The 23,674-nt window shown below is 37.4% G+C and carries 19 protein-coding genes; 13 read left to right on the forward strand and 6 right to left on the reverse strand.

Annotated features, from left to right (window positions below; all coding sequences use genetic code 11):
* Nucleotides 1–92: 92 nt before the first annotated feature.
* The 5 genes from L323_RS26435 (at nt 93) to panD (ending at nt 4,697) form a co-directional block, all read left to right on the forward strand.
* Complete coding sequence (locus L323_RS26435; protein ID WP_020814651.1) at nt 93–1,574, forward strand: MDR family MFS transporter; 1,482 nt, start codon at nt 93–95, stop codon at nt 1,572–1,574.
* 126 nt (nt 1,575–1,700) lie between these two features.
* Nucleotides 1,701–2,546, forward strand: coding sequence for a Rossmann-like and DUF2520 domain-containing protein (locus L323_RS26440; RefSeq protein WP_020814652.1), 846 nt, complete (start codon nt 1,701–1,703; stop codon nt 2,544–2,546).
* Between the two features lie 47 nt (nt 2,547–2,593).
* A complete protein-coding gene (gene panB, locus L323_RS26445; protein WP_031341835.1) occupies nt 2,594–3,436 on the forward strand; it encodes a 3-methyl-2-oxobutanoate hydroxymethyltransferase in 843 nt (280 codons plus the stop codon).
* Complete coding sequence (panC, locus tag L323_RS26450; protein WP_020814654.1) at nt 3,433–4,278, forward strand: pantoate--beta-alanine ligase; 846 nt, start codon at nt 3,433–3,435, stop codon at nt 4,276–4,278. Before panB ends, panC begins: the two co-directional genes overlap by 4 nt.
* Nucleotides 4,279–4,310: 32 nt before the next feature.
* Nucleotides 4,311–4,697 carry an aspartate 1-decarboxylase gene (panD, locus tag L323_RS26455; protein ID WP_020814655.1) on the forward strand — a complete coding sequence of 129 codons (387 nt, stop codon included), beginning with the start codon at nt 4,311–4,313 and terminating at the stop codon, nt 4,695–4,697.
* A gap of 172 nt (nt 4,698–4,869) precedes the next feature.
* On the opposite strand, the gene L323_RS26460 is transcribed toward panD, so the two are convergent.
* Nucleotides 4,870–5,580 carry a L,D-transpeptidase family protein gene (locus L323_RS26460; protein ID WP_020814656.1) on the reverse strand — a complete coding sequence of 237 codons (711 nt, stop codon included), beginning with the start codon at nt 5,578–5,580 and terminating at the stop codon, nt 4,870–4,872.
* Between the two features lie 145 nt (nt 5,581–5,725).
* Here L323_RS26460 and L323_RS26465 point away from each other — a divergent pair, with 145 nt between their 5' ends.
* A complete protein-coding gene (locus L323_RS26465) occupies nt 5,726–6,832 on the forward strand; it encodes a GerAB/ArcD/ProY family transporter (protein WP_020814657.1) in 1,107 nt (368 codons plus the stop codon).
* Between the two features lie 24 nt (nt 6,833–6,856).
* A complete protein-coding gene (locus tag L323_RS41275; protein ID WP_165582679.1) occupies nt 6,857–7,021 on the forward strand; it encodes a hypothetical protein in 165 nt (54 codons plus the stop codon).
* 8 nt (nt 7,022–7,029) lie between these two features.
* Here the strand turns inward: L323_RS41275 and L323_RS26470 are convergent, their stop codons facing one another.
* The 3 genes from L323_RS26470 to L323_RS26480 all read right to left on the reverse strand — a co-directional run bounded on the left by L323_RS26470 (nt 7,030) and on the right by L323_RS26480 (nt 10,513).
* Complete coding sequence (locus L323_RS26470; RefSeq protein WP_020814659.1) at nt 7,030–8,238, reverse strand: Ger(x)C family spore germination protein; 1,209 nt, start codon at nt 8,236–8,238, stop codon at nt 7,030–7,032.
* Nucleotides 8,235–9,869, reverse strand: coding sequence for a spore germination protein (locus L323_RS26475; protein ID WP_020814660.1), 1,635 nt, complete (start codon nt 9,867–9,869; stop codon nt 8,235–8,237). Before L323_RS26475 ends, L323_RS26470 begins: the two co-directional genes overlap by 4 nt.
* 89 nt (nt 9,870–9,958) lie before the next feature.
* Nucleotides 9,959–10,513 (reverse strand): ferritin family protein, encoded by a 555-nt coding sequence (locus tag L323_RS26480; protein WP_020814661.1) that lies wholly within the window; start codon nt 10,511–10,513, stop codon nt 9,959–9,961.
* Between the two features lie 142 nt (nt 10,514–10,655).
* Between L323_RS26480 and L323_RS26485 the strand changes: the two genes are divergently transcribed.
* Nucleotides 10,656–11,420 (forward strand): MerR family transcriptional regulator, encoded by a 765-nt coding sequence (locus L323_RS26485; RefSeq protein WP_020814662.1) that lies wholly within the window; start codon nt 10,656–10,658, stop codon nt 11,418–11,420.
* Nucleotides 11,421–11,486: 66 nt separating this feature from the next.
* Here the strand turns inward: L323_RS26485 and L323_RS26490 are convergent, their stop codons facing one another.
* Together L323_RS26490 and trxB are read right to left on the reverse strand one after the other, a co-directional pair.
* Nucleotides 11,487–11,912, reverse strand: a complete 426-nt coding sequence (locus L323_RS26490; RefSeq protein ID WP_020814663.1) for a CBS domain-containing protein — start codon at nt 11,910–11,912, stop codon at nt 11,487–11,489.
* A gap of 71 nt (nt 11,913–11,983) precedes the next feature.
* Nucleotides 11,984–12,910, reverse strand: a complete 927-nt coding sequence (gene trxB, locus L323_RS26495) for a thioredoxin-disulfide reductase (protein ID WP_020814664.1) — start codon at nt 12,908–12,910, stop codon at nt 11,984–11,986.
* Between the two features lie 123 nt (nt 12,911–13,033).
* Between trxB and L323_RS26500 the strand changes: the two genes are divergently transcribed.
* The 5 genes from L323_RS26500 (at nt 13,034) to addA (ending at nt 23,523) form a co-directional block, all read left to right on the forward strand.
* On the forward strand, nt 13,034–14,746 hold the full coding sequence (locus tag L323_RS26500) for a flavin monoamine oxidase family protein (protein WP_020814665.1): 1,713 nt from the start codon (nt 13,034–13,036) through the stop codon (nt 14,744–14,746).
* An 83-nt stretch (nt 14,747–14,829) separates the two neighbouring features.
* On the forward strand, nt 14,830–15,204 hold the full coding sequence (locus L323_RS26505; protein WP_020814666.1) for a CoA-binding protein: 375 nt from the start codon (nt 14,830–14,832) through the stop codon (nt 15,202–15,204).
* A gap of 140 nt (nt 15,205–15,344) precedes the next feature.
* Nucleotides 15,345–16,304, forward strand: a complete 960-nt coding sequence (locus L323_RS26510; protein ID WP_020814667.1) for a CPBP family intramembrane glutamic endopeptidase — start codon at nt 15,345–15,347, stop codon at nt 16,302–16,304.
* Between the two features lie 25 nt (nt 16,305–16,329).
* Nucleotides 16,330–19,776, forward strand: coding sequence for a helicase-exonuclease AddAB subunit AddB (gene addB / locus L323_RS0120530; RefSeq protein ID WP_031341838.1), 3,447 nt, complete (start codon nt 16,330–16,332; stop codon nt 19,774–19,776).
* A 3-nt stretch (nt 19,777–19,779) separates the two neighbouring features.
* Nucleotides 19,780–23,523 (forward strand): helicase-exonuclease AddAB subunit AddA, encoded by a 3,744-nt coding sequence (gene addA / locus L323_RS0120535; protein WP_031341840.1) that lies wholly within the window; start codon nt 19,780–19,782, stop codon nt 23,521–23,523.
* The last annotated feature ends 151 nt before the right edge of the window (nt 23,524–23,674 follow it).

Genomic DNA, 23,674 nt, shown 5'->3' on the forward strand with positions numbered 1-23,674 from the left:
TATTAAAATTACAAGTGTAATATGTAAAATATTATATGTCAATATCGACATATAATCAATTATTAAAAACAAACATCGTTAGGAGTTTTTTAATGGAAATCAATGAACAAAGCAAATCAAATTATGCATTATTAATGACTGCATTAGTCACAGGCGCATTTCTCATGAGTCTAGCATCCAGTACTATTAATATAGCATTACCTTATTTAATGGGTCATTTTAATACCAGTCTTGACATGGTGAAGTGGACTATGACAGGCTTTATGCTTGCAACCGGAATTATGGCACCAATAACCTGCTATTTTGGAGAAAAATTCAGCTATAAAAGAACATACCTGATTTCAATTACCGGATTTACATTATGCTCATTATTATGTATAGCATCTTGGAATGTACAATCCTTAATAGCTTTTCGTATATTGCAGGGAATTTTTAATGGGTTTGCAGTTCCTTCAACCATGTCGATTATTTATCAGGTTGTACCCAGAGAAAAGCAGGGTTTTTCAATAAGCTTATGGAGTCTTTCTGCAATGCTTGCCCCTGCATTCGGGCCTACATTAAGCGGTTGGCTCATACAAATCTTTGATTGGAAAGCAATCTTTTTAATCAATATACCTTTTGGAATAATTGCAATACTATTAATTATTAAAGCTATTCCGTTTTATAAGCTGAATCCACCTGCAAGTTTTGACTTGTTCGGTTTTACAACATGCTTGGCAGCGAGCATCTTGCTTTTGACAACATTCAGCGAGGCTGCAAAATGGGGTTGGACCTCGCCTACAACTATAATATTTATGGCAGTAGGTTTAATAGTTCTGACAGTATTTATAATCCGCGAATTGAAAGCCAAGAATCCTATTCTTAATTTGAGTATATTTAAAAATAAAGGGTTCACTGTCAGTGTTATAATCAGGAGTGTCATTACGATGGGCCTCTATGCAGGGTCATTACTGACTCCGTTATTTTTACAAAATGCTCAGCATCTATCAGCTTTGGATGTTGGATTGATTCTGCTTCCGTCTTCACTGGTTATGGCGTTGAGTATGCTGATTGTAGGAAAACTATGCAACCGTGTTGACCCCAGAATTTTTGTTATAACAGGAGTAATTTCAATGGCAGTGGGATCATATTTTTTGTCTCATTTAACCGTAGACAGCAGTCATACTTATGTAGTAGTATACATGATGCTCCGTAATATGGGAATAGCATTGGCGACTTCTCCTATAACTAATATCGGTATGTCATCTCTGGATAGGAAACTTGTAGGCAGCGGTTCTTCCGTTAACAACTGGGTGACTCAAAGTATAGGCTGTTTATCAATAGGTATTTTCACATCATTACTGACTTTTCAGGCAAAACAACATGCTGTTGACCTTGTAAAAACAGGTGATGCATTAAAACTGAGCAAGGAACTTATAAGTGATAAGTCCTTTGTAATGGGTATAAATGATGTTTATTTCATATCTATGATTATAGTACTGATTGCGGTACCTATCTGTTTCTTGTTAAAAAGAAGTAACCCGCACCAACAAAAATCGGTGTCTGTCAGTAGTAAAGTAACAACTGTAGAATAAATGAACACCAAGAGGAACTGATTTTGCGATATTTGTAAAAGGTTGACAAGTACACTTTGAAAAAGTATATTATACATATAATTAAGTTGGGTATATAACCAAATATGCTTATTGAGGTTACTTGTAATGAACGTAGGATTTATTGGAGCAGGAAAAGTCGGCAATACTCTTGGAAAATACTTTGAACAAAATAATATAGAACTGACGGGGTATTATGATACTGATATGAATGCTGCAGTCGAAGCAGCAGATTTTACACTGTCGGTAGTATATACGTCATTAAGTGAGCTTGTTAAGTGTAGTGATATTATATTTATTACAACCACTGATAATACTATACAAAACGTATGGGATGATATAAAAGAATTATCTATTGAAGGTAAAATAATCTGTCATTGCTCAGGAGCATTGTGTTCCGATGTATTTAAGGGGGTTGGCGAGAAAGGGGCATTTGGTTATTCAATTCATCCTCTTTTTTCGTGTAGCAGCAAAACCTCCTCATATAAAAATCTATATGATGCCTTGATAACAATTGAAGGAAGTCAGGAGCGTTTGCAGGAAGTAGAAGAATTGTTCAAAAGCCTTGGAAACAGTACCAGAATAATTGATTCGACCCAGAAAATTAAATATCATGCTGCAGCGGTTTTTGCCAGTAATCAGCCGATTGCACTTGCCGGGCAGGGAGCAGACATTCTGGAACAATGTGGTTTTACCCGGGAAGAAGCAATAAAATCCGTTCTTTTTCTAATGGGTCATGCCATTGAAAATATTGAAAAACAGGGATTGGCAGAGGCGTTAACAGGGCCTGTTGAGCGTAATGATATAATGACCGTACGAAAGCATCTTCAGGCTCTATCAGAAGAAGAAAAAAATATATATATTTCGTTATCCAGGAAATTAGTAAAAATAGCTAAAATTAAAAATCCTGAAAAAAATTACATTGAATTGGAAGACCTTTTAGGGCAAAATTAAGTAGATACGATAGGGGCGTTGATGGAATGACGGTAGAAGGAAATAGAATAAAAAATACAGCTGCGTCTATTCAAAATCAGAAAAGAAACGGCGATAAAATAAGTATGCTGACAGCTTACGATTATTCTACAGCAAAATTGATGGATGAAGCAGGAGTTAATTGTATTCTGGTGGGAGACTCGCTGGGCATGGTTATGCTTGGATATGAGAATACTTTATCAGTTACCATGGAGGACATGATACACCATACGGCGGCAGTATCAAGGGGATGTAAGTATGCATTTATTGTTGCGGATATGCCGTTCATGTCTTATCAGACTTCTGTTTACGATGCTGTAGTAAATGCAGGAAGATTGATAAAGGAAGGAAATGCACATGCAGTAAAGCTTGAAGGTGGCAAGGAAGTATGTCCTCAGATAAAAGCAATTGTAGATGCAAAAATACCTTTGGTAGCACATTTGGGTATGACACCTCAATCCATAAATTCTTTCGGTGGATTTAAAGTACAGGGTAAAGATGAAGCAGCAGCCATTAAATTAATCGATGATGCCAAAGCTGTTGAAGCTGCCGGTGCTACTGCTGTTGTACTGGAATGTGTTCCGGCAGAGCTTTCAAAAATTATTTCAAATAAGCTTTCCATACCCACAATTGGAATAGGCGCAGGAAAATATTGTGATGGGCAGGTACTTGTATATCAGGATATGCTGGGTATTTATTCTGATATCGCTCCTAAATTTGTAAAAAAGTATGCTGATGTAGGTTCGGAGATGAAATCGGCATTTAGAAGGTATATAAGTGAAATAAAGGAATCAACTTTTCCGGAAAAAGAACATTCTTATAAGATAGATGCAGCGGTTATTGAGAAGTTGATTTCGGAGGATATATTATGAAAGTAGCAAAGACGATAAATGAAGTAAAAATGATAGTCAATGATTGGAAAAAACAAGGCTTGTCAATCGGCTTTGTTCCTACTATGGGGTATTTGCATGAAGGCCATGGAAGCCTTATTATTAAAGCTCGTGAAAATTCAAAAGTAGTAGTAAGTATATTTGTAAATCCCATGCAGTTTGGGCCTACAGAAGATTTGGACAAGTATCCCAGAGACTTGGAAAAGGATTCAAAGTATTGCGAAGAATTAGGTGTGGATTTAATATTCAACCCCGAACCTGGTGAGATGTATCCTGAGGGCTTTTGTACTTCTGTGGACATTTCGGTTCTGAGCGAGGAATTATGCGGGCTTAGCCGCCCGGTACATTTTAAGGGAGTATGCACTGTTGTAAATAAGCTGCTGAATATTGTAAATCCGGACAAAGCTTATTTTGGTGAGAAGGATGCACAGCAGTTGGCTATCATAAGAAGGATGGTAAAGGACTTAAGCATGGATGTTGAAATTGTCGGCTGCCCCATTATCCGAGAAAAAGACGGTCTTGCAAAAAGCTCCCGAAATACTTACCTGAACAGTGAAGAAAGAAAAGCGGCCTTGGCACTAAGTAAATCAATCTTCGCCGGTAAAGGTATGGTTAAAGAAGGATGCAGGGAAGTAGATATTCTTTTAAAGAAAATGAAAGATATCATAGACCAGGAGCCGTTAGCAAGGATAGATTATTTAAAAGCTGTAGACGCAATGACAATGCAGCAGGTTAATACTATAGACAGACCTGTTCTGATAGCTATGGCGGTTTATATAGGAAATGTCAGACTAATTGACAATTTTTCTTTTATACCCGATTAAACAATTTGATTGATTTTATAAGAGGTGCAGGTATGAATATTACATTATTAAGCGGAAAAATCCATAGAGCTACAGTTACGCAGGCGGAATTAAACTATGTAGGAAGTATCACCATAGATGAAGATCTCTTGGAAGCAGCAGGGATTATGGAGTACGAAAAAGTTTGCGTAGTAAATATTAATAACGGCAAAAGACTTGAAACATATACAATTGCAGGTGAGAAGGGTTCGGGTGTGATTTGTCTAAATGGTGCAGCTGCCAGGTATGCACAAATAAGTGATAAAGTTATTATCATGGCATATGCACAGATGACCAGGGAAGAAGCCCAGAAGCATAAACCCAATGTAGTATTTGTTGATGGCAATAATCGTATTACCTGTAAAACCAACTACGAAAAGCATGGCCAAATTGTAGAATAATGGTGTACGGTAATCGCCTGATTGGATAAAGGCGTCTCCTTTTGGGATAGTCTCCTGTTCACCGTACCAAACAGCTATTAGAAGTGAATGGGAGGGTTATCCAACTGAGAACTAAGATAAATTAGAAATTCCAGTAATTTCAGACAGTACACCCATGACCTTTTCTAAAATCCTATTCAAATTCCGAATAACCCATTGCATTATAATCTGGCGTGGAAATTGTAACTTTTACTTTAAGATTATGATCTTTTTGAAATTGAAAGATAGCCTCTTTCAAATCATCCTCATATATACCTGATTCATATCCATTAAAATATCCCAATTGTTTTAGCCTTTCTTGAACGGCCAGAACATCAGACCCCCTGTCTCCCGGTTTCAGATTTCTGAATCCCATTCCAAAGGGACCGAATGGGCCGTTCCGGATAACTACAGCTGTTCCCAAAGGCACTATATTGTATAGCTCTTTTATGTCCCTATTATACATACGTATGCATCCATGACTTGCAGACCTTCCAATTGAAGCTTCATTTTTTGTACCATGAATCCCATAATTACCCCATCTGACATTCAAGCCCAGCCATCTTCCGCCGAAGCCTTTTCCCCATTGGCTTTTTTCAACTATTTTCCATTCTCCTATTGGAGAGGGCCATCCGGGTTTTCCCGATGCAATAGGGTATTTCTTTATACATTTATCATTTTCAAATAAATAAAGTGTTTTTTCATCTATATGTATCAATATCAGAAATTGTTGTTGGTTATTAGCTGCATGCCTTGTAAAGCTCCCTTTGATAACATAAGTATTAACTGCAAAAAAGAGAGCAATTGACATAATAAAAATTGTAAAGATATATAACAATCTGTTCCTATTTATCAAGATAAACATGCTAAACCTCCCTCTAAAGAAATATATGCGGAATTATCTATTGTAAGAATGAGAGTCTTAAATATTAGTAAAAAACACCACTGCATACACATTAATACAAATGCACATAATATTGAAATAAAAAATAACGAATGAGTGGTTTATCATGGAGAAAATAAGTAAGAACCAGCTATTCTGTCTGATAATGATGGGACAGATAGGCAGCACCAATTTATGGGCTTTAGGTATTGAAGCCAAAAGAGATGCATGGATTGTAGATATAATTTCAACAATTGCCGGAATGGGTTTGGTCTGGTTGTATACATCCATATACAGTAAATATCCTGAAAAGAACATTGTGGGAATAACTCAATCCATTCTGGGTAAAACCTTGGGGTGGCCATTGGGATTTGTTTACTTTATGATATATACTTTTAATGCCACCCGAACCACAAGTGAATTTGCAGATCTGATAAATGTAACATTCCTTCAGGATACACCAAATCTGGTAATACAGATTATTTTTTATATAGCAATTATTTATGTACTTTTTTTAGGGATAGAGACTCTGGGGCGTATTGCGGAAATAATATTTCCTGTAGTAATTTTATTAATAATATCTATCTATATTATGATAATTGCATCAAAACAGATAAATCTAAAAGAACTGCTGCCCGTATTTCAAGGAGGGTTCAAACCTATACTAAAGGCTTTTTATCCGATAGGAATTAACTTTCCCTTCGGTTTGGTTTATGTGTTTTTTCAGTTCTGGAAGTATAACGGGTCGGTAAAGGAAGTAAAAAAGACAACTTACTGGGCACTTGCACTGACCGGGGTCAATTTAACTGTTTCTCTAATTATAATGGTTACATCAATGGGTTTTAATTATACTTCCGTTGCAACCATACCGTTCCTGGAGGTAATCAAACTCATTAGTTTAGGGGATATAATTACTAATCTTGATGCAATAGGAGTCATTCTTGTATTTATGGGCGGCTTCTATCTAACCATATTATTTTACTATTCTGCAGTGTTAATCTTTGCTGAATTATTCCATATAAAAGATTACAGATGGGTGTTAATTCCTTTGGCGGTTTTCATTATGTGGTATTCAAAAATATACGAGCCCAATTATCCGTTCCATGTAAAATACCTTGTTCCCCAGTACTGGCAGCAATGGGTACCGGTTAGCAATATAGTTCCAATAATGCTTTTATTGATATTTTATCTTAAAAGATATTGTAATATGGAATTAAATATCCAAAATAAATAAAAGTTATGGAAGAAGAGAAGGAATATGATGAAGTTTATCACTAAAATAATAAATGACACAATAGAGACAGGGATAGGGCAAAGTATAATAGCATTTTCGGCATGGGGATATGCCTTTATCCTAGTAGCTGTAACTCTGTACTATGCGGTACTGTCCCTGATAAAGCTGATTTCGGGTAATAAAAACTAAAGTCTACTTTACTTACCAATCTTTTTAGCATTGATTGGCTTTAAGGTAAGTCCGGTTCGGTTGAGACAAGTGGCTACTTCAACGGTATATGATACATTAGGGAATATCTCATCATCCCATTTGCTTTTTATTTTACTCCAGGATTTAGGGTACTTTATTTCCAAAGTTCTCCCGAACCCTAATACATCTGTTTTCATGTTTCCCTGTATGTTCTTTATTGTTTTATCAGTTGTAACTCTTATATAATTTGAAAAATTGCTGTTAATTTGTTCAAAAAGTTGTAGATTAGTTACATCAAGGTCTTGCTTGACTTCAGTCATATTTCCTTCTGCTTTTATTGCAACATCAAAAGATATATTACCTTTATCGGTGATGGAAGGTTTGACAGAACACTTAATCTTTATCAATTCGATTGTAACTTGACTGTCAGCATCATTACTAAAAGCTTGTACATTGATGGATGTCTTTTTGCATTTTCCGGTCAGAATATTCAGACCAAGAGTATCTTTGTTATCCAGAAAGCCTACCAGTTTATCTTTTTTAAATAATGCTGATCCGGTAAGCTTTAATCCTTTGCGTTGTTCTGGTTCTGTTCCTTCTGTAGGGACACTTTTAACATCAATCAATGAAAAAACGCCGGTAACAGGGTTGCTCCCTTCACCAGGCATTGTTTTTATAAAATCTATTACTTTAGAGGCTGCCGAACTTGACTCTATCTTCTGAGATTTGAGTATGCCTTCCATATAGTTCGCCTGTATCTTTTCAAGGCCATGTTTAACACCGAGTACGTCGGAGGCTTTGCAGTCTGATGCAACAATAAGCCATGTTGTTTTTCTCAATTCATGACTGCGGGTTATGAAGTCAATTGTGTCTCCAAGGCCTTCTCGGGCATAGTCCTCACCAACTACTATTACTTTAATATGAGAGAAAAAGCTTCTCCTGTCAAATTCCTTAACTGTATGTCTGATTGCTTCAAATATTGAGTCTCCTGACGAAATGACCAGCTCATAAGGAGGTTCTTTTCCGCCGCCTTGTTTTTCCATTGCTGCAGGACGGACTATCTGACTTGTTAACTGGATTTTGCCGTCATCCCCCTTATCTAACCCTATAGCCATTGCAATCCCCAATTGATTCAGTTCTTTACGGTCCCAACAGCCTGTTAGAAGCATTGCAGAAAGTGTAATGATAATTAACACTGCAACAAGCTTTTTGTTCAATAGTTTTTCCCTCCCTTTTTCTTGTCAGGCTTATTTGGCATTTGTTTTGATGATTGCCGGCTAGACTTTTTCCATGTAATAGCTTTAGGACGGTTCTTCATAATCCAGAGGGGAAATCTGAAAACGCTGTCCTTCAAGTCACTCCAGTTTATAGGGGCTAAAGGTGCCATATATGGAGTTCCGAAGGTCCTAAGGGAACACATATGTGCCAATATACAGAACATACCTACGATTACGCCAAAAAGCCCAAAGGCGCTACTAATAAAAATCATTAAAAATTTTAAAATTATTAAAGCATCGTAAATGGACGGGAGTATAAAACTTGTAATAGCTGACAAAGCTGTTATGATTACCATAGGTGCGCCGATTATTCCTGCTTGAACAGCGGCTTGTCCTATGACAAGAGTACCTACAATACTTACTGCCGTACCAACGGCTTTAGGCATCCTTATCCCGGATTCACGTATAAATTGGAAAATAATCTCACTAATAAGAGTCTCAATCAGAACAGGAAAAGGAATTCCTTCTCTTGCAGCAGCAAAGGTAACGAGCAGGACGGTAGGAATCATTTCCTGATGGAAGGTGGTAAGGGAAATATATAAAGCAGGCAGTGTAAGAGTTATAAATAATGCCAGAACCCTCAGTATCCTTATAAAGTTGGTCAGATACGGCCGGGAATAATAATCCTCCGGTACCTGAAGTGACTCAACAAAAGTATAGGGTACTGTCAATACAATAGGGGTTCCTCCACACAAAATTGCTACCCTTCCTTCAAGAAGCTTTGCAGAGACCTTGTCTGGCCTTTCGCTGTTTCCTATCGTTGCAAAAGGAGAAAGGGGATTGTCCTCAATAAACTGCTCGATATAACCGGATTCCAGTATGACATCCGTGTCTATTCGGTTTATCCTGTCCCGTACTTCCTGAACAACCTTGTCATTGGCAATACCCTGAATATATGCAATGCAAACATCAGTTCGGGTTTGCTTTCCGACTACAAGGGTTTCAAAAATAAGGTTGGGGTTTTTGATTATTTTACGTATCAAAGAAGTATTAACCCTGAGTGTCTCTACGAAAGCCTCTCGTGAACCACGAATAACAACCTCCGTCTCCGGCTGCTGTATACTTCTGCGTTCTCCTCCTTTGGCACTTACGGAGAAGCCCTGAGTACATCCGTCTATCAGCAGAAGTGTATTACCTGATAAAATTGTGTCGATGGACTCATCCATATTTTTTACTTCGGTTGCTTCAACTATACTTAGTATATTATCTTTAATATCATTAAACATATTTCGCTTATCCACAAGATTACCGTGTGGATTTGTAATATGAATGTTGACCATAAGAGATTTAACAACGTACTCAAGTATCAGGTTCTTATCTCCCAACCCGTCGATGAAACAAATTAGAGCTTTAGTTTGATGCTTTACTCCAAAATTAAATTTTCTTATTATGATATCATCACTTTTGCCGAGAGCTTTTTTTATTCTTTGGGAATTTTCGTCCAAAGATTCATGTAAACTCTGCCCATTGCCAGCATAAGACACATTATCCGGTGAAGGCTTGTTACTATCTCTTTGCTTGCTTCTTACATCATTAACAAAATTTATAAATCTTGACAGTTTTTTAAACAAAGTAATTACCTTCCCAATAATAAAAATTTATTTATTAAATTATTATTGGTTTTATTCGTTATTATATGTAACTCAAAACGTGGGAAAATTTACGGTTTCCCACGCTTTTGAGACTCACTCTTTCCTTTTTCCTTTATATAGATAAATTGCTCATTTTCATACTTTTTGAGAACTTGAGTTAAGTGTTCTGCGTGTTCTTTTTCATCATCAATTATAGATTGAATTGCAATTTTTATATCCTTGTAGGAAGAATATGCCTCAATTTCTTCCTCATAAAGTATTACGGCTTCCAATTCTCCCTTAATATCTTCTCTTATATTATTAAGTACTATTTGCTTGTCATAACGTGGATTGTACAATTGCATGGGTGATTTGGGTTTCAAATAATCCTCGTGTTGTTCTAAAGAAGCTTTATACTGGACAGGGTCATATTTTCTCAGAAGGTTGAAAACAGTTTCATAGTGCCTTATTTCATCTAGCATTATATGATGCCAGACCTCGTTTACATTTATCATGTAGGAATTAGCAATGTGGCTTTGGTACACGTTAATAGTCATTAATTCTGCAATCATGATTTCTCTTAGTCTGTTGGTAACTTTACGTGCAGTGCCCTGGGGCTGGCCGGATGGATATGTATAGCTCATTATTACCTCCATAAATATGTTAAAGGGAATACTGTTTATATTGTATGTTTTTAATTAATAAATGGTGAATTATTTTTTAAAACAGTGTTGACATTCACGTAGCGTAAAGGTGTATATTAATCCTGTCAGGAGGTTTAAAGCTATGGAATACACAATAAAAAAGCTGGCTCAAATAGCCGGTGTAAGTACAAGGGCCCTCAGGTACTATGATGAAATAGGTATTCTCAAGCCGGCGAGAATAAACTCATCAGGATATCGTATTTATGGTCAGAAGGAAATAGACAGGCTTCAGCACATTTTGTTTTATCGCGAACTGGGTGTGGAACTCGATAGGATAAGAGAATTTGTGAATGATCCGGCTTACGACTGTATTTCAGCTTTACAAGACCACCGAGAAAAGCTTCTGGAAAAGAAAAACCAGTTGGAGCAGTTAATAAGGACTATTGATAAAACAATAGCTGCCAGTGAAGGGAGAACTGAAATGACTGATAGAGAAAAGTTTGAGGGCTTCAAACAAAAGATTCTTAATGAAAATGACAGGAAATATGGAGAGGAAATCCGTGAAAAGTACGGAGAAGAGACTGTGAATCAATCATACAATAAATTAAGGGATATGTCAGAGGAACAATATAAGGAACTTGAAGAACTTACAGCCCTTGTTCAGGAGACATTAAAGCAGGCATTTGAAACTGGCGATCCGGCAGGAGAGCTCGCACAGAAAGCAGCTGACCTCCATCGTCAATGGCTTAGCTTTTCGTGGCCCAGTTACAACAGTGAGGCTCATGCAGGGCTTGCCCAAATGTATGTAGATGATGAAAGATTCAGAGTGTACTACGATAAGGAACAACCCGGTACGGCAGAATTCCTGAGAGAAGCAATTCTCATTTACACCGGGAAAAAAGGCTAAACTAATAAAACAAGGCTTCATCAGATTTTCATCTGATGAAGCCTTGTTTAAACTACCTCAGTAGTTTTACTGAGGTTTTGAAGGTCTTGAAATTTCAGTGAGAGTGTCGGCAACCTCAGTGTCAAATTTCGCATCAGTAGCCACATCACCCAGTGCAACAATACCTACAAGATTGTTATGGTCAACTACAGGTACCCTTCTTATCTGGCTGTCAGCCATCATCTTGGTAACCTGTGACATTTCCATGTCAGGGCTGACAGATGTTATACCTGTTGTCATAATATCACTGACTGGTGTCTGCTGAGGGTTTTTGCCTATAGCAATATTCCTGACAACAATATCTCTGTCAGTTACCATACCTACAACGCTTCCCTTGTCACAAACAGGAATTGATCCTACATTGTGCTGCTGCATTAACTTTGCAGTATCGAGAATAGAAGCATTTGGTTCAACATAAGTTACATTTGTAGTCATTATATCTTTTACTTTCATCACAATCATCCTTTCATAATGAATTCAAAATTATTGTTTCCGAAAGGAATGATTAAAGTCGTGGAAAATTTTTATTTAAAATTTTTCATATTTTCATTTATATACTGTTCGGCAGTATAGGCTGCGGAAGCTCCATCAGCAGCAGCAGTAATGACCTGCCGAAGGTACTTTTCACGTAAATCTCCGGCTGCAAATACACCGGGAACATTAGTCCTCATTCGCTCATCGGTTATAACATAACCATCCTTGTTAAGTTCTACCTTATCCTTTACAAGGGAATTATTGGGATTCAAACCAATTGCTACAAACAAGCCATCCACTTTTATAGAACTTTGTTCTCCTGTTTTAATATTTTTAATTTTCAAGCCTTCAACACCAAATTGTCCTTCAATTTCCTCTACTACCGAGTCCCATAAAAACTCAATTTTTTTGTTGCAACACAGCTCGTTTTGAAGTAGCTTTGTGGCTCTCATTGTATCCCTTCTGTGGATTATATATATTTTGGGACAAAATCTTGCCAGATAAAGAGCATCCTCAGCAGCTGTATCACCGCCTCCAACAACTGCAACTGTTTTCCCACGGAAAAAAGCACCATCACATACTGCACAGTAGGAGACGCCTGAACCCCTTAATTTTTCTTCTTTTGGCAAGCCCAGCATTTTTGGTGATGCTCCCATGCTAAGAATTATTGTTTTACTTTCAAAAGTATTATTTTTAGTTTTAACCTTTTTTATATGTGAATTTAAATCAAGCTCAAGTACTTCATCATTTAATACTACTGTACCGAATTTTCTTGCTTGTTTTTCCATTCTCAATGCAAGGTCGGAGCCTCCGATAGGCTCCTCAAATCCGGGGTAGTTTTCCATTACGTCCGTTGTAGCCATTTGACCGCCCGAAAACATTTTTTCAATAACCAGGGTGTCAAGTTGTGCCCTGGAACTGTAGAGAGCAGCTGTATAGCCTGCCGGACCTCCGCCTATTATTATAACGTCATTCATAACTATTGCCTCCAAGATTAAATATAATATTATATGAATTCCCAAATTAAAGTGAAATAAAACACAAAAAATAATCACTTTTCATATAAATAATTAGAAGTACTGTAGATTGAGAGAACGCATATGATTTGTCCGAATATTCTTTATTCTAAAGAACCAAGACCCCCGCAGCCTGATAATCCGTCATTCGAGGAACGTCAGACAATGGCAAAATATGCATTATACAGAACCTGTCATCCGGAGGACTATTGCAATATTTTGAATGCATTTTCACCATCTGAGAATATTACATCAATAGCCAAGCCCGGTCAGTTCAAAGGGAAAAGTGTGGGAATTATAGGAGGAGGCCTCGCGGGAATGGCTGCCGCCTTTGAACTTCGTAAGCTGGGTTTAGATATAACAATATTAGAGGCATCGGAGGAGCGGATAGGCGGCAGGGTTTATACATATTATTTTGACAGGGAAAAAAAACTTTACGGCGAATTAGGGCCTATGAGAATACCTGTCAACCATGAGACCGTATGGCATTATATTAATTTATTTAAGCTTGATACAAGGCCATTCATACAGAGTGACCCGGAGACTTTTATATATCTTCACCAAAGAAGAGCAAGAAATGATCCATACGGTAAAAATGTTATGAAGTATATTTATCCAACCTACGATCTTGCCTCATGGGAAGCAAAAACGGCATGGCAGGAGTTGGGGTATTACGGGATAGAAGCACCTGTTCTTGAAGCTCCTCCTGCTGCCAGAATTGAAGTTATTCAGGTAAAACCACGATACAGCAGGCAGCTGTTGTTCTGGGACAGCCTCAATACTCGTCAGATGTTTGAATATAAAAAGCTCAGTCAGGGTGCGATTAACCTCCTTTCAAACCTATTTCCAATAGGAGGAGAGTTCCTGTATCACAATTATGTTGATTTGGTGCAGGAATATTTTCCTGTAAATTTCTGGTTCCTGTATGAAATAACAGGAGGAATGGTAAATTTACCTTTGGCATTCCACAGATCATTTACAAGTAATGCGCTCTGGGAGTACTATCCTGACATACCGGCTGAACTTCTGGGTAAAGTCACATGGAAGCAGGGAGTAAAGGTAAAAGGAATATATAAATGCCTTGAAGACGGCAGAGTAACCCTTACATATGATAATACAAAGCTAATGGAAACAGGATATGAAAATTATGATTATATTGTATGTGCAGTTCCTTTCTCCGTTTTAAGAACCTTTGAAATATCTCCTATGTTCAGCAGTTTAAAAATGCAGGCAATAAAGGAAGTAACCTATGGTAACTCCCAAAAGACCCTGCTTAACTGCAACAGGAGATTCTGGGAGGAACAGGGAATATACGGAGGCGGTTCATATACTGATCTACCAGTTACTGCCATATGGTATACTTCCAGTCGGGGGCAGGTACCTCAAGGACTTAATCAAAGAAGTACAGAATCAGAACCCGGCGTAATTGTGGGTTCCTATAATTTTAATCTGGATGCTGTAAGGCTGGGTAATATGACTGACGAGGATCGATTTGACAAAGTAAAGAGAAATGTTGAAGAGGTCCACGGACTTTCAAAAGGATATCTGAATAACATTGTTACGGACTTTAAAACACAGGTTTGGGATAACGATCCACTTTTCAGAGGTGCATTCTGTTATTTTACGCCTCAACAGAAAAAATTATTTTCATGGATAATGACTCTGCCGGAATATGGAGACAGAGTATACTTTGCAGGAGAACACGTATCAGCAATACACAGATGGCAGCAAGGAGCACTTAAAAGCGGTATGGAAGCAGCAAATGCAATAGCATGTACAAACCTGTATACACGTTGAACATAATTGTAGTTTTATAATTGAAACGCGTGGTATACTAAAAGCATAAATAGATTTTTCTAAAGTGGAAAGGAATAAATCACATGAATGAAGAACAAATGCTTGAAAAAAAGGTATGGGCTGTAGTGGGTGCAAATCAGGACCCCGAAAAGTATGGCAATAGAATTTATAAAAAGTTGAAAAACAGGGGATATGAGGTTTATCCGGTCAACCCGGGATACGAGACTGTAGAAGGTGACAAATGCTACAGGGATTTGTCCTCGCTTCCGCAAAAACCCGAAGTTATAGATATGGTTATTTCCCCTAAAAGAGGGAGGATTGTGATAGAAGAAGCTGCAAAATTAGGTATCAAAAACATCTGGCTTCAGCCCGGAACATATGATGATGAATTGTTAAAGAGAATTAACGAGCTGGAACTTGAAGCAGTTATGGCTTGTGTACTTGTAGCTTTAAGGTAGAACATAAAATATATTAAAAATGCAGCAGCCTTATTAGACTGTTGCTTTTTTACATATTGGATTAAAGCATTTTAATGAAAATAAAAAAATAGTATAATTAATAATATAACAGCTTTATTATTAAATGTTGGAGGACTGACATGTCAATTAAATATCAGGATATGGCCGTAACAGGTAATACTAAACCATCGAGATTTGTAGCATCTGTTTCAGTTATACTATACTTTTATTTTTTTATCGGAAGTTTTATAGGCTCAATACCGATAGTATATGCTTTATTCAAAAATAAGGATGCTATTTTTGATTTAACATTCTCAACTGATGTTTTTGCATTTATGGATAAATACGTAAACCCTTTTACCAATTACATATTTACCAATTTTACAATTTACCTCATGTTAGCGGGATTGATTATTGCAACAAAGTTTATACATTACAGGACATTTACTTCACTTATCACAACCAAAAGAAAAATGCAGTGGAGCAGATTCTGGGTAGGCTTTTTAGTGTACGGCGGGCTTATTGCTGTCGGGTCTGTAATTGATTATTTCTTATCGCCTGAAACCTATTCATTCAGTTTTGATGGGTCAAAATTCTGGATAGCTTTGCCTTTTATCCTTATAATGACACCTTTACAGGCGGCTACGGAAGAATTTGTTTTCAGGGCATACGTAATCCAGAGCTTCGGACTTAAAATTAAAAACGGTATGCTACTTTCGGTTATTTCAGGCTTTATGTTCACACTTCCGCATCTTATGAACCCTGAAGTAACTGCTTCAAGCAAAATAGGTGTTATAAGTACCATATGCATGGTTTTAAATTATTTCGTTGTTGGAATGATTTTTGCCATGATTACAATAAAAACAAACTCTTTGGAGGCTGCAATAGGGGGTCATGCGGTAAACAATCTGATAGGATTTTTAATTGTGAGCTATCCTGATAACGTACTTTCAACAAATACCGTATTTTTCACATCGACTTTTAACTCTGCAGGCAGTCTTATTTCAGTAATAATTACAGGTATTTTATTTTACTTTATTACAGGATTTATAATAAAAGAGCCGGTGCAGACCGAAGAAGACATAAAAATTACTTGCTAAAAATACATAAGAAAAGGAAGAAGCTATGAGTCTTCAATTTATATATGGAAGGTCAGGCTCGGGAAAGTCCTTCCATTGCTTGAATTCGATAAAAACGAAACAGAATAAGGATAGTAATAAAAAACTTGTCCTGCTTGTACCGGAGCAGTATACATTGCAGGCAGAACGTGACTTGATAAAGGTTCTCGGAACAGGAGGAATTTTAAATACTGAGGTATTGAGCTTCAGAAGAATGGCCTACAGGGTCATGAACCAGGTTGGTGGAATTACATACCCGCATATACATCCTGCCGGAAAGAGTATGATAATATATCGTATCCTGGACAGATTAAAAGAACAATTTACCATATTCCACAAATCTGCTAATTGTAAAGGATTTGTAAATACTTTATCAACACTTATAACCGAGCTCAAAAGATATAACGTAAGAGCTGAAAGCTTTGATGAAGTTTTAGAAGGACTTACCGAGGACAATTATCTTTTACATAAACTAAAGGAAATAAAGCTTATATACAGTGAGTTTGACAATATGCTGGAAAGTCGCTACAGAGATACGGATGATGAACTGACTTTACTGGCTTCTAAGCTCGAATCTACAGAAATGTACAGTAAATCGGAGATATGGATTGATGGCTTTGCGGGATTTACTCCTCAGGAGTTTGATGTAATATCTAAGCTTATTCAACAGGCAGAGAATGTTTGCATAACTATGTGTACCGATATACTTTTTGACGAGGTAAAGTCAGATTCAACTGATGTTTTTGCGGCAGTAAAAAAATCCTGCAAGAAATTTGTAAGTATCGCGGAATCATGCGGTGTTAAAATACTTCCGCCAGTGAGCCTGAACACAGCAAACCTTCCAAGGTTTAAAGACAGCAGAGAACTGCAGAGCCTTGAAGCCAATTACTATTCTTACCCTTACAGGGTTTATCATCAGCCGACAACAGATATAGAGCTTTTTGAATCGGTAAATATTTATGCTGAAATCGAAGAATGTGCAAGGGATATAATCAGGCAGTGCCGTGACAATGGTATGCAGTTTAAGGACATAACTGTCGCCACAAGAAACCTTGCAGGATACGAAAATCTTATAGAGGTAATTTTTGAACAATACAACATACCGTGTTTTATAGATTCCAAAACCGAAATAACAAATCATCCGTTGGTTAGGATGGTCCTTTCAATGCTGGAGATATTTACTGAAAATTGGTCCTATGAAGCGGTGTTCAGATACCTAAAGTCAGGGCTTACGGGAATTGATGAAACTAAAATAGACCTACTGGAAAACTACGTTCTGGCCTGCGGTATCAGGGGGAGTCGTTGGACTCAGGAGGCAGACTGGAATACCAGCATTGAATTCATACCAGATGATAGACAGAATCCTGAAAATGATGAAATGCTTCTAAAGGTAAATATGACCAGAAACGAAATAAGGGAACCCCTTTTGCGTTTTCGAAACAGGACAAAGGGAAGAAGAACTGCAGAAGATTTTTGTACGGGAATTTATGAGTATTTGGTTGAAATCGGTGTAGAAGAAAGAATTCGTGATTATATAGACAACTTTAATAAAAGTGGACAGTTAAGGCTTGCAGGGGAATATCAGCAAGTGTGGAACATACTTATGGATGTTTTTGATCAGGTTGTAGAAGTAATGGGAGATGAAACCTTTGGAATTGAAAGGTTTGCCAATGTATTCAAAATAGGACTGGCGGAATACAAGATTTCATCTATTCCGGCATCCCTTGATCAGGTTTTGATAGGAAGTATCGAGCATCTAAGAAGCCACGAAATAAAAGCTCTGTACATTCTTGGAACCAATGACGGAGTATTTCCATCCGCAGGGATAACTGAGGGTATTTTGTCGGATGCTGATAGGGAAGTACTTGATAAAAGCGGTATTGAACTGGCCAGCGATACAAAATCCAGAGCCTTTGATGAGCAGTACCTTATATATAGAATATTAACCACACCAAAAAACTTTTTGAGAATAAGCTGGCCTATTGCCGACCATGAGGGAAGAACAATGCGTCCTTCCATAATAATATCAAAGATGCGAAAGATATTTCCAAACATCACCGAAAAAAATAATATTGTAAAACCTGTTGAGGACAAGAAGAATATTGATTTAATTGTATCACCTGTACCTGCGTTTAATCAGCTGGTTTCTATACTAAGACAGAAAAATGAAGGAATAGAGCCGGGAGACATGTGGAAGGAATTATTTGCATGGTTTTCAGGTCAGGAAGAATGGAAGCAAAAGTGTGATGCAACGATAAATGCATTGAAATACAGAAACATAGCTGTCCCAGTGGATAAGTCAAAAATGCGAGAGCTGTACGGAAAAAATCCTTACTTTACAGTTTCAAGACTGGAAAAGTACACTTCATGCCCATTTGCATTTTATGTACAATACGGTCTGGGGGCAAGAGAAAGAAAGATATACCGACTGAGTCCGCCGGATGTCGGAACCTTTATGCATGCTGTCATTGAAAGATTTTCAAAAATGGTGGATGAAAACAACTATTCATGGAGGGAATTTGACAGACAATGGTGTAGCGATGAGGTTTCAAAAATAGTAGATGAGCTTTTGGACAGTATGAAAAATACCATACTTGGGGGCTCAAAAAGGTTTAAAGCTCTGGCTGTAAGACTGAAAAGAGTTGTTACAAGAGCTGTATGGCTTATTGCAGAGCATATACGTCGGAGTAGTTTTGAACCTGTGGGTTATGAGGTGGAATTCGGAGAGGGTGGAGCATATCCTCCCATAGTCATTGAATTAGATTCAGGTGAAAAGATAAAGCTTGTTGGACGAATTGACAGAATCGATACTTTGAGTACTGATAACGGAACATATCTGAGAATTGTAGACTATAAATCAGGTGAAAAGGATTTTAAACTCAGCGACGTTTATTATGGGCTTCAAATGCAGCTTATTACCTACTTGGATGCATTATGGGAATACTCCGAAAAGAGTGGCGAAAAGGCCTTGCCGGGAGGAATTCTGTATTTCAGAGTTGACGATCCAATGATAAGAGGTACAGGCAGCAGTTTACCGGAAGAAATAGAAACAGCCATAATGAAAAAGCTAAAAATGAAGGGGTTACTCCTTGCTGATGTCCAGCTTATAAAATATATGGACAATACAATTGAAGGGAACTCCATCATTATTCCTGCAAGGATAAATAAAGGAGATGTTTTAGGTAAATCCTCTGCTGCTACCATAGAACAATTTACAGTATTAAGAGGTTTCGTAAAGCAGATTTTGAAAGACATGTGCAGTGAACTTATGAAGGGAAATGTTCCTATAAGTCCTTACAAAAAAAAGAAGTTAACTTCCTGCAGCTACTGTAATTATTCATCAGTATGCCAGTTCGATCAGACCCAAAAGGAGAACAGCTTCAGGATGCTGCATGACAGAGAAGATGATGATATTTGGAAACTAATGGATGAGATTAACGTAAAAGGGGATTAATAGATGTCTGAAACCAAGTGGACAGAAGAACAATACGCCGCTATAACCCAAAAGGACTGCAACCTGCTTGTGGCTGCGGCAGCCGGTGCAGGAAAGACCGCCGTACTTGTTGAAAGGATAATAAAAAAGATAACTGATAAAGAAAACCCTGTGGATATAGATTCATTGCTGGTAGTAACTTTTACAAATGCTGCCGCTACTGAAATGAGAGAAAGAATAGGGGCGGCCATATCCGACGCAATAGAAAAAAATCAAGGTTCAAAAAATATTTCAAGACAACTTGTACTTCTAAATAAGGCTTCCATTACTACAATTCATTCTTTTTGTCTGGAGGTTATAAGAAGTAACTTTCAGAGTATTGAAATAGACCCGGCTTTCAAGATACTTGATGAGACGGAAGCTACACTATTAAAATCGGAAACCTTGAGTGAGTTGTTTGAAGAAATTTACGAAAATGTTGAGGAAAACGAAGATTTTTTTGACCTGTTAGAGTCCTATGGAGGCAACAGGGATGATGAGAAGATTCAAGATATGGTTCTTAATATTTACAGCTTCGTCCAGAGTTATCCATGGCCGGAAAAATGGCTTGAACAACAAGTGGAAAGTTATAATTTCGAGAGCACCAACGACTTTGGAGAAACACCCTGGGGTAGAATTCTGCTGGAAACAAGTTTTATGAGGCTTGAAGGCCTCAGAGATATTATGAATGAAGCATGTGAAAAAATCAAATACGCACCAGGTCTGGGAAAATATCTGTCTGTTTTTGTTGAGGATAACGATAACTTGAATAGGCTTATAGAAGTATGTAAAACCGGAATGCACTGGGACAAACTGTACGATTATATCAATAGTTTTGAATTCCAGACTCTGCCCAGATGCGGAGAGGATGCAGAAAAAACAGTACAGGAAAGCGTAAAGAAAACAAGGGACGAGTTAAAGTCTGTAATTACCGGTCTTAGAAATGAAGTTTTTTTCATGAAGTCGGATGAAATAGCTTCTGACCTTAAAGCCATGTATCCTATACTGAAATGTGTTTCAAAGCTGGTTATTGGTTTTGGAAGACGATATTCACAGAAAAAGAGTCAGAGGGCTTCTGTTGATTTCAACGACCTTGAGCATTTTTGCCTTAATATACTAGCGGAAACTGATGAAGACGGAAACATACGTCCTACAAAAATTGCTCAGTATTACAAGAACAAATTTACTGAAATATTGGTGGATGAATATCAGGATAGCAATCTTGTTCAGGAAATCATAATAAAAATGATTTCAAAAGAGGATAAAGGCAGCCCTAATGTTTTTATGGTAGGAGATGTAAAACAAAGTATATATAGGTTCAGACAGGCTAAACCGGAACTTTTTCTTGAAAAATATGATAATTACTCAATTGACGAGGGCAGCAGCTACAGAAAAATTCTGTTGTTCAAGAACTTCAGAAGCAGAAAGGATGTTGTTGATGGTATCAACTACATCTTTAAGCAGATAATGTCTCAAAAGGTGGGAGAGCTTGATTACAATGAAATAGAAGAACTGAACCCCGGAGCAGGCTTTCCTCCATGCCAAAATGAAAAAACAGTAGCGGGAGGGGCTATTGAGCTGCATTTGATAGAAACCTCCGTTGGGGATAACAGCATGCAATCAGAAGGCAGTGAACCGGCGGACGAACAAGATTTCCCGGAAGAAGAAATACTTGATAATATACAGAAGGAAGCCAGAATGGTTGCAAACAGAATAATTGAGCTATTTCAACCTGATGCAGAGGGAAAGAAGTTTGTTGTATACGATAAAAAACTTGGGGATTACAGGGATGTTAGGTTCAATGACATAGTAATACTGCTGAGAACCACCAGAAATTGGACGGAGGTGTTTTCAGAAGAGCTTTCCAAGTCGGATATACCTGTTTTTGCAGATACAGGAAGCGGTTTTTTTAAGACACCTGAAGTACAGGTAGTATTGTCGTTGCTTCAAATAATTGATAATCCTTATCAGGATATTCCTTTGCTATCAGTATTAAGATCACCAATAGTAAATTTCAGTACGGGTGATTTGGCAGAAGTACGCCTTATGAACCGTAACGCTTCCATATTTGAAGCACTCAAAGAAATAGCAGTGCAGGATACAGAGGTATCAAAGAAATCCTCCGATTTTCTGCATAAGCTTGCAAAATGGAGAGAAATGTCACTCTATATGTCAACTCACAAGCTCATATGGCAGCTCTATGATGAGACAGGCTATTTCAGTATAGTAGGGGCAATGCAGGACGGTGAAAGGAAACAGGCTAACCTGAAAATACTGTTTGAACGTGCTTTACAGTTTGAGAATACAAGCTACAACGGTCTTTTCAATTTTATAAGTTTTATAGATAAGCTGAAAACAAACAAGGGCGATATGGGAAGTGCAAAAATTCTTGGGGAAAATGATAACGTTGTCAGACTAATGAGTATCCACAAGAGCAAGGGATTGGAATTCCCCGTTGTGTTCTTGTGCGGCTGCGGGAAAAAGTTCAATATGCAGGATATGTATAAAAGTGTTTTACTGCATCAGGAACTGGGTTTTGGGCCTGATTTTGTTGATTATAAAAAGAGAATAAAGTATCCTTCGATTCCTAAACAGGCAATTCAACAGAAGATAAGAGTTGAAACCTTGTCTGAGGAAATGAGAATACTCTATGTAGCTATGACAAGAGCCAGAGAGAAGCTGATAATTACCGGGTCAGTAAATGATATTGAAAAATCGGCATTAAAATGGTTGGGCACAGCACAGAGCAACGGTTATAAGTTCCCAGCCCATAATATGCTTAAAGCACAGAATTATCTGGATTGGATATGCCCTTCCATATTGAGACACAAGGATTCTGAAATTTTAAGAAAAGCAGCAGGCCTTGGTGTGGATTATAACGGGCCTATTGTTTCAGATGACTCGTTCTGGAAAATAGTTCTTACCAATCAGTCAGATATTGCTGTGGCAAAGAAGCTTGAAACAGACATCAAGGACAGGGAAGACATATTAAAATGGCTTCAGCAAAAAGATAATTGTGATAATGAAGACGCTAGTGAGATTCGTCGTCGTTTAGGTTGGAAATATCCTTACAGGGATTTTGCTCAAATACCTTCTAAAGTATCAGTAACAGAGCTAAAAAGGTATTTTAATCTTAATAACGATGAAGAAAATAGTCAGCCGGAATACAAAACTACTACCATAAAAAAACCTGCATTTCTGGAGAAAAAGAAAGGACTGAGTCCGGCAGAAAAGGGAACTGCCATGCATTTTGTAATGCAGCATATAGATTTCCGTAATGAAGATATTTCCGGACAGATTGAATTGATGGTAAAAAAAGAACTTTTAACTGAAATTCAGGCAAAAAGTATTGACATCAGGAAAATATCTGCTTTTATTAATTCAGCCGTAGGGAAAAGAATGTTGGAGTCCGCTAAGATACACAGAGAAGTGCCCTTTAACATTGAATTGCCTTATAAGGAAATCTACCCTGATTTGCCTGATGTGAGTGGCTATGAGGACAAAATACTTCTTCAGGGTGTTGTTGACTGCTATTTTGAAGAGGAGGATAATATCATCCTTATTGATTATAAAACGGATTATGTACCTGACGGTGACATTGAGGTCATAATGGAAAAGTACAAACTGCAAATTTCTTATTATTCAAGAGCTTTAGAAATGCTGACCTTAAAACGGGTTAAAGAAAGATACCTTTATTTATTTTCAACAGGGGATATAGTAGAAATGTAAAAAAAAAGGCCTTGTTATTCTTAAGCCTTTAAATAGGAAATTTACAAATGCTTAATCTAATTATATGAGTAGAGTTTTTAAATATGATTATGCTATTGTTAAATATTGGTAAATATTTTATCCGAACTAAAGTATTAAATTTAGTAAGTAA

It is taken from the genome of Ruminiclostridium papyrosolvens C7, assembly GCF_000421965.1.
Classification (GTDB): domain Bacteria; phylum Bacillota; class Clostridia; order Acetivibrionales; family DSM-1351; genus Ruminiclostridium; species Ruminiclostridium papyrosolvens_A.

What these genes read in the sequence shown, in the direction of transcription:
- L323_RS26435 (WP_020814651.1), top strand. Translation starts at nt 93, where the DNA reads ATGGAAATCAATGAACAAAGCAAATCAAATTATGCATTATTAATGACT.
- L323_RS26440 (WP_020814652.1), top strand. Translation starts at nt 1,701, where the DNA reads ATGAACGTAGGATTTATTGGAGCAGGAAAAGTCGGCAATACTCTTGGA.
- panC (WP_020814654.1), top strand. Translation starts at nt 3,433, where the DNA reads ATGAAAGTAGCAAAGACGATAAATGAAGTAAAAATGATAGTCAATGAT.
- panD (WP_020814655.1), top strand. Translation starts at nt 4,311, where the DNA reads ATGAATATTACATTATTAAGCGGAAAAATCCATAGAGCTACAGTTACG.
- L323_RS26460 (WP_020814656.1), bottom strand. Translation starts at nt 5,580, where the DNA reads ATGTTTATCTTGATAAATAGGAACAGATTGTTATATATCTTTACAATT.
- L323_RS26465 (WP_020814657.1), top strand. Translation starts at nt 5,726, where the DNA reads ATGGAGAAAATAAGTAAGAACCAGCTATTCTGTCTGATAATGATGGGA.
- L323_RS41275 (WP_165582679.1), top strand. Translation starts at nt 6,857, where the DNA reads ATGATGAAGTTTATCACTAAAATAATAAATGACACAATAGAGACAGGG.
- L323_RS26480 (WP_020814661.1), bottom strand. Translation starts at nt 10,513, where the DNA reads ATGAGCTATACATATCCATCCGGCCAGCCCCAGGGCACTGCACGTAAA.
- L323_RS26485 (WP_020814662.1), top strand. Translation starts at nt 10,656, where the DNA reads ATGGAATACACAATAAAAAAGCTGGCTCAAATAGCCGGTGTAAGTACA.
- L323_RS26490 (WP_020814663.1), bottom strand. Translation starts at nt 11,912, where the DNA reads ATGAAAGTAAAAGATATAATGACTACAAATGTAACTTATGTTGAACCA.
- trxB (WP_020814664.1), bottom strand. Translation starts at nt 12,910, where the DNA reads ATGAATGACGTTATAATAATAGGCGGAGGTCCGGCAGGCTATACAGCT.
- L323_RS26500 (WP_020814665.1), top strand. Translation starts at nt 13,034, where the DNA reads ATGATTTGTCCGAATATTCTTTATTCTAAAGAACCAAGACCCCCGCAG.
- L323_RS26505 (WP_020814666.1), top strand. Translation starts at nt 14,830, where the DNA reads ATGAATGAAGAACAAATGCTTGAAAAAAAGGTATGGGCTGTAGTGGGT.
- L323_RS26510 (WP_020814667.1), top strand. Translation starts at nt 15,345, where the DNA reads ATGTCAATTAAATATCAGGATATGGCCGTAACAGGTAATACTAAACCA.
- addB (WP_031341838.1), top strand. Translation starts at nt 16,330, where the DNA reads ATGAGTCTTCAATTTATATATGGAAGGTCAGGCTCGGGAAAGTCCTTC.
- addA (WP_031341840.1), top strand. Translation starts at nt 19,780, where the DNA reads ATGTCTGAAACCAAGTGGACAGAAGAACAATACGCCGCTATAACCCAA.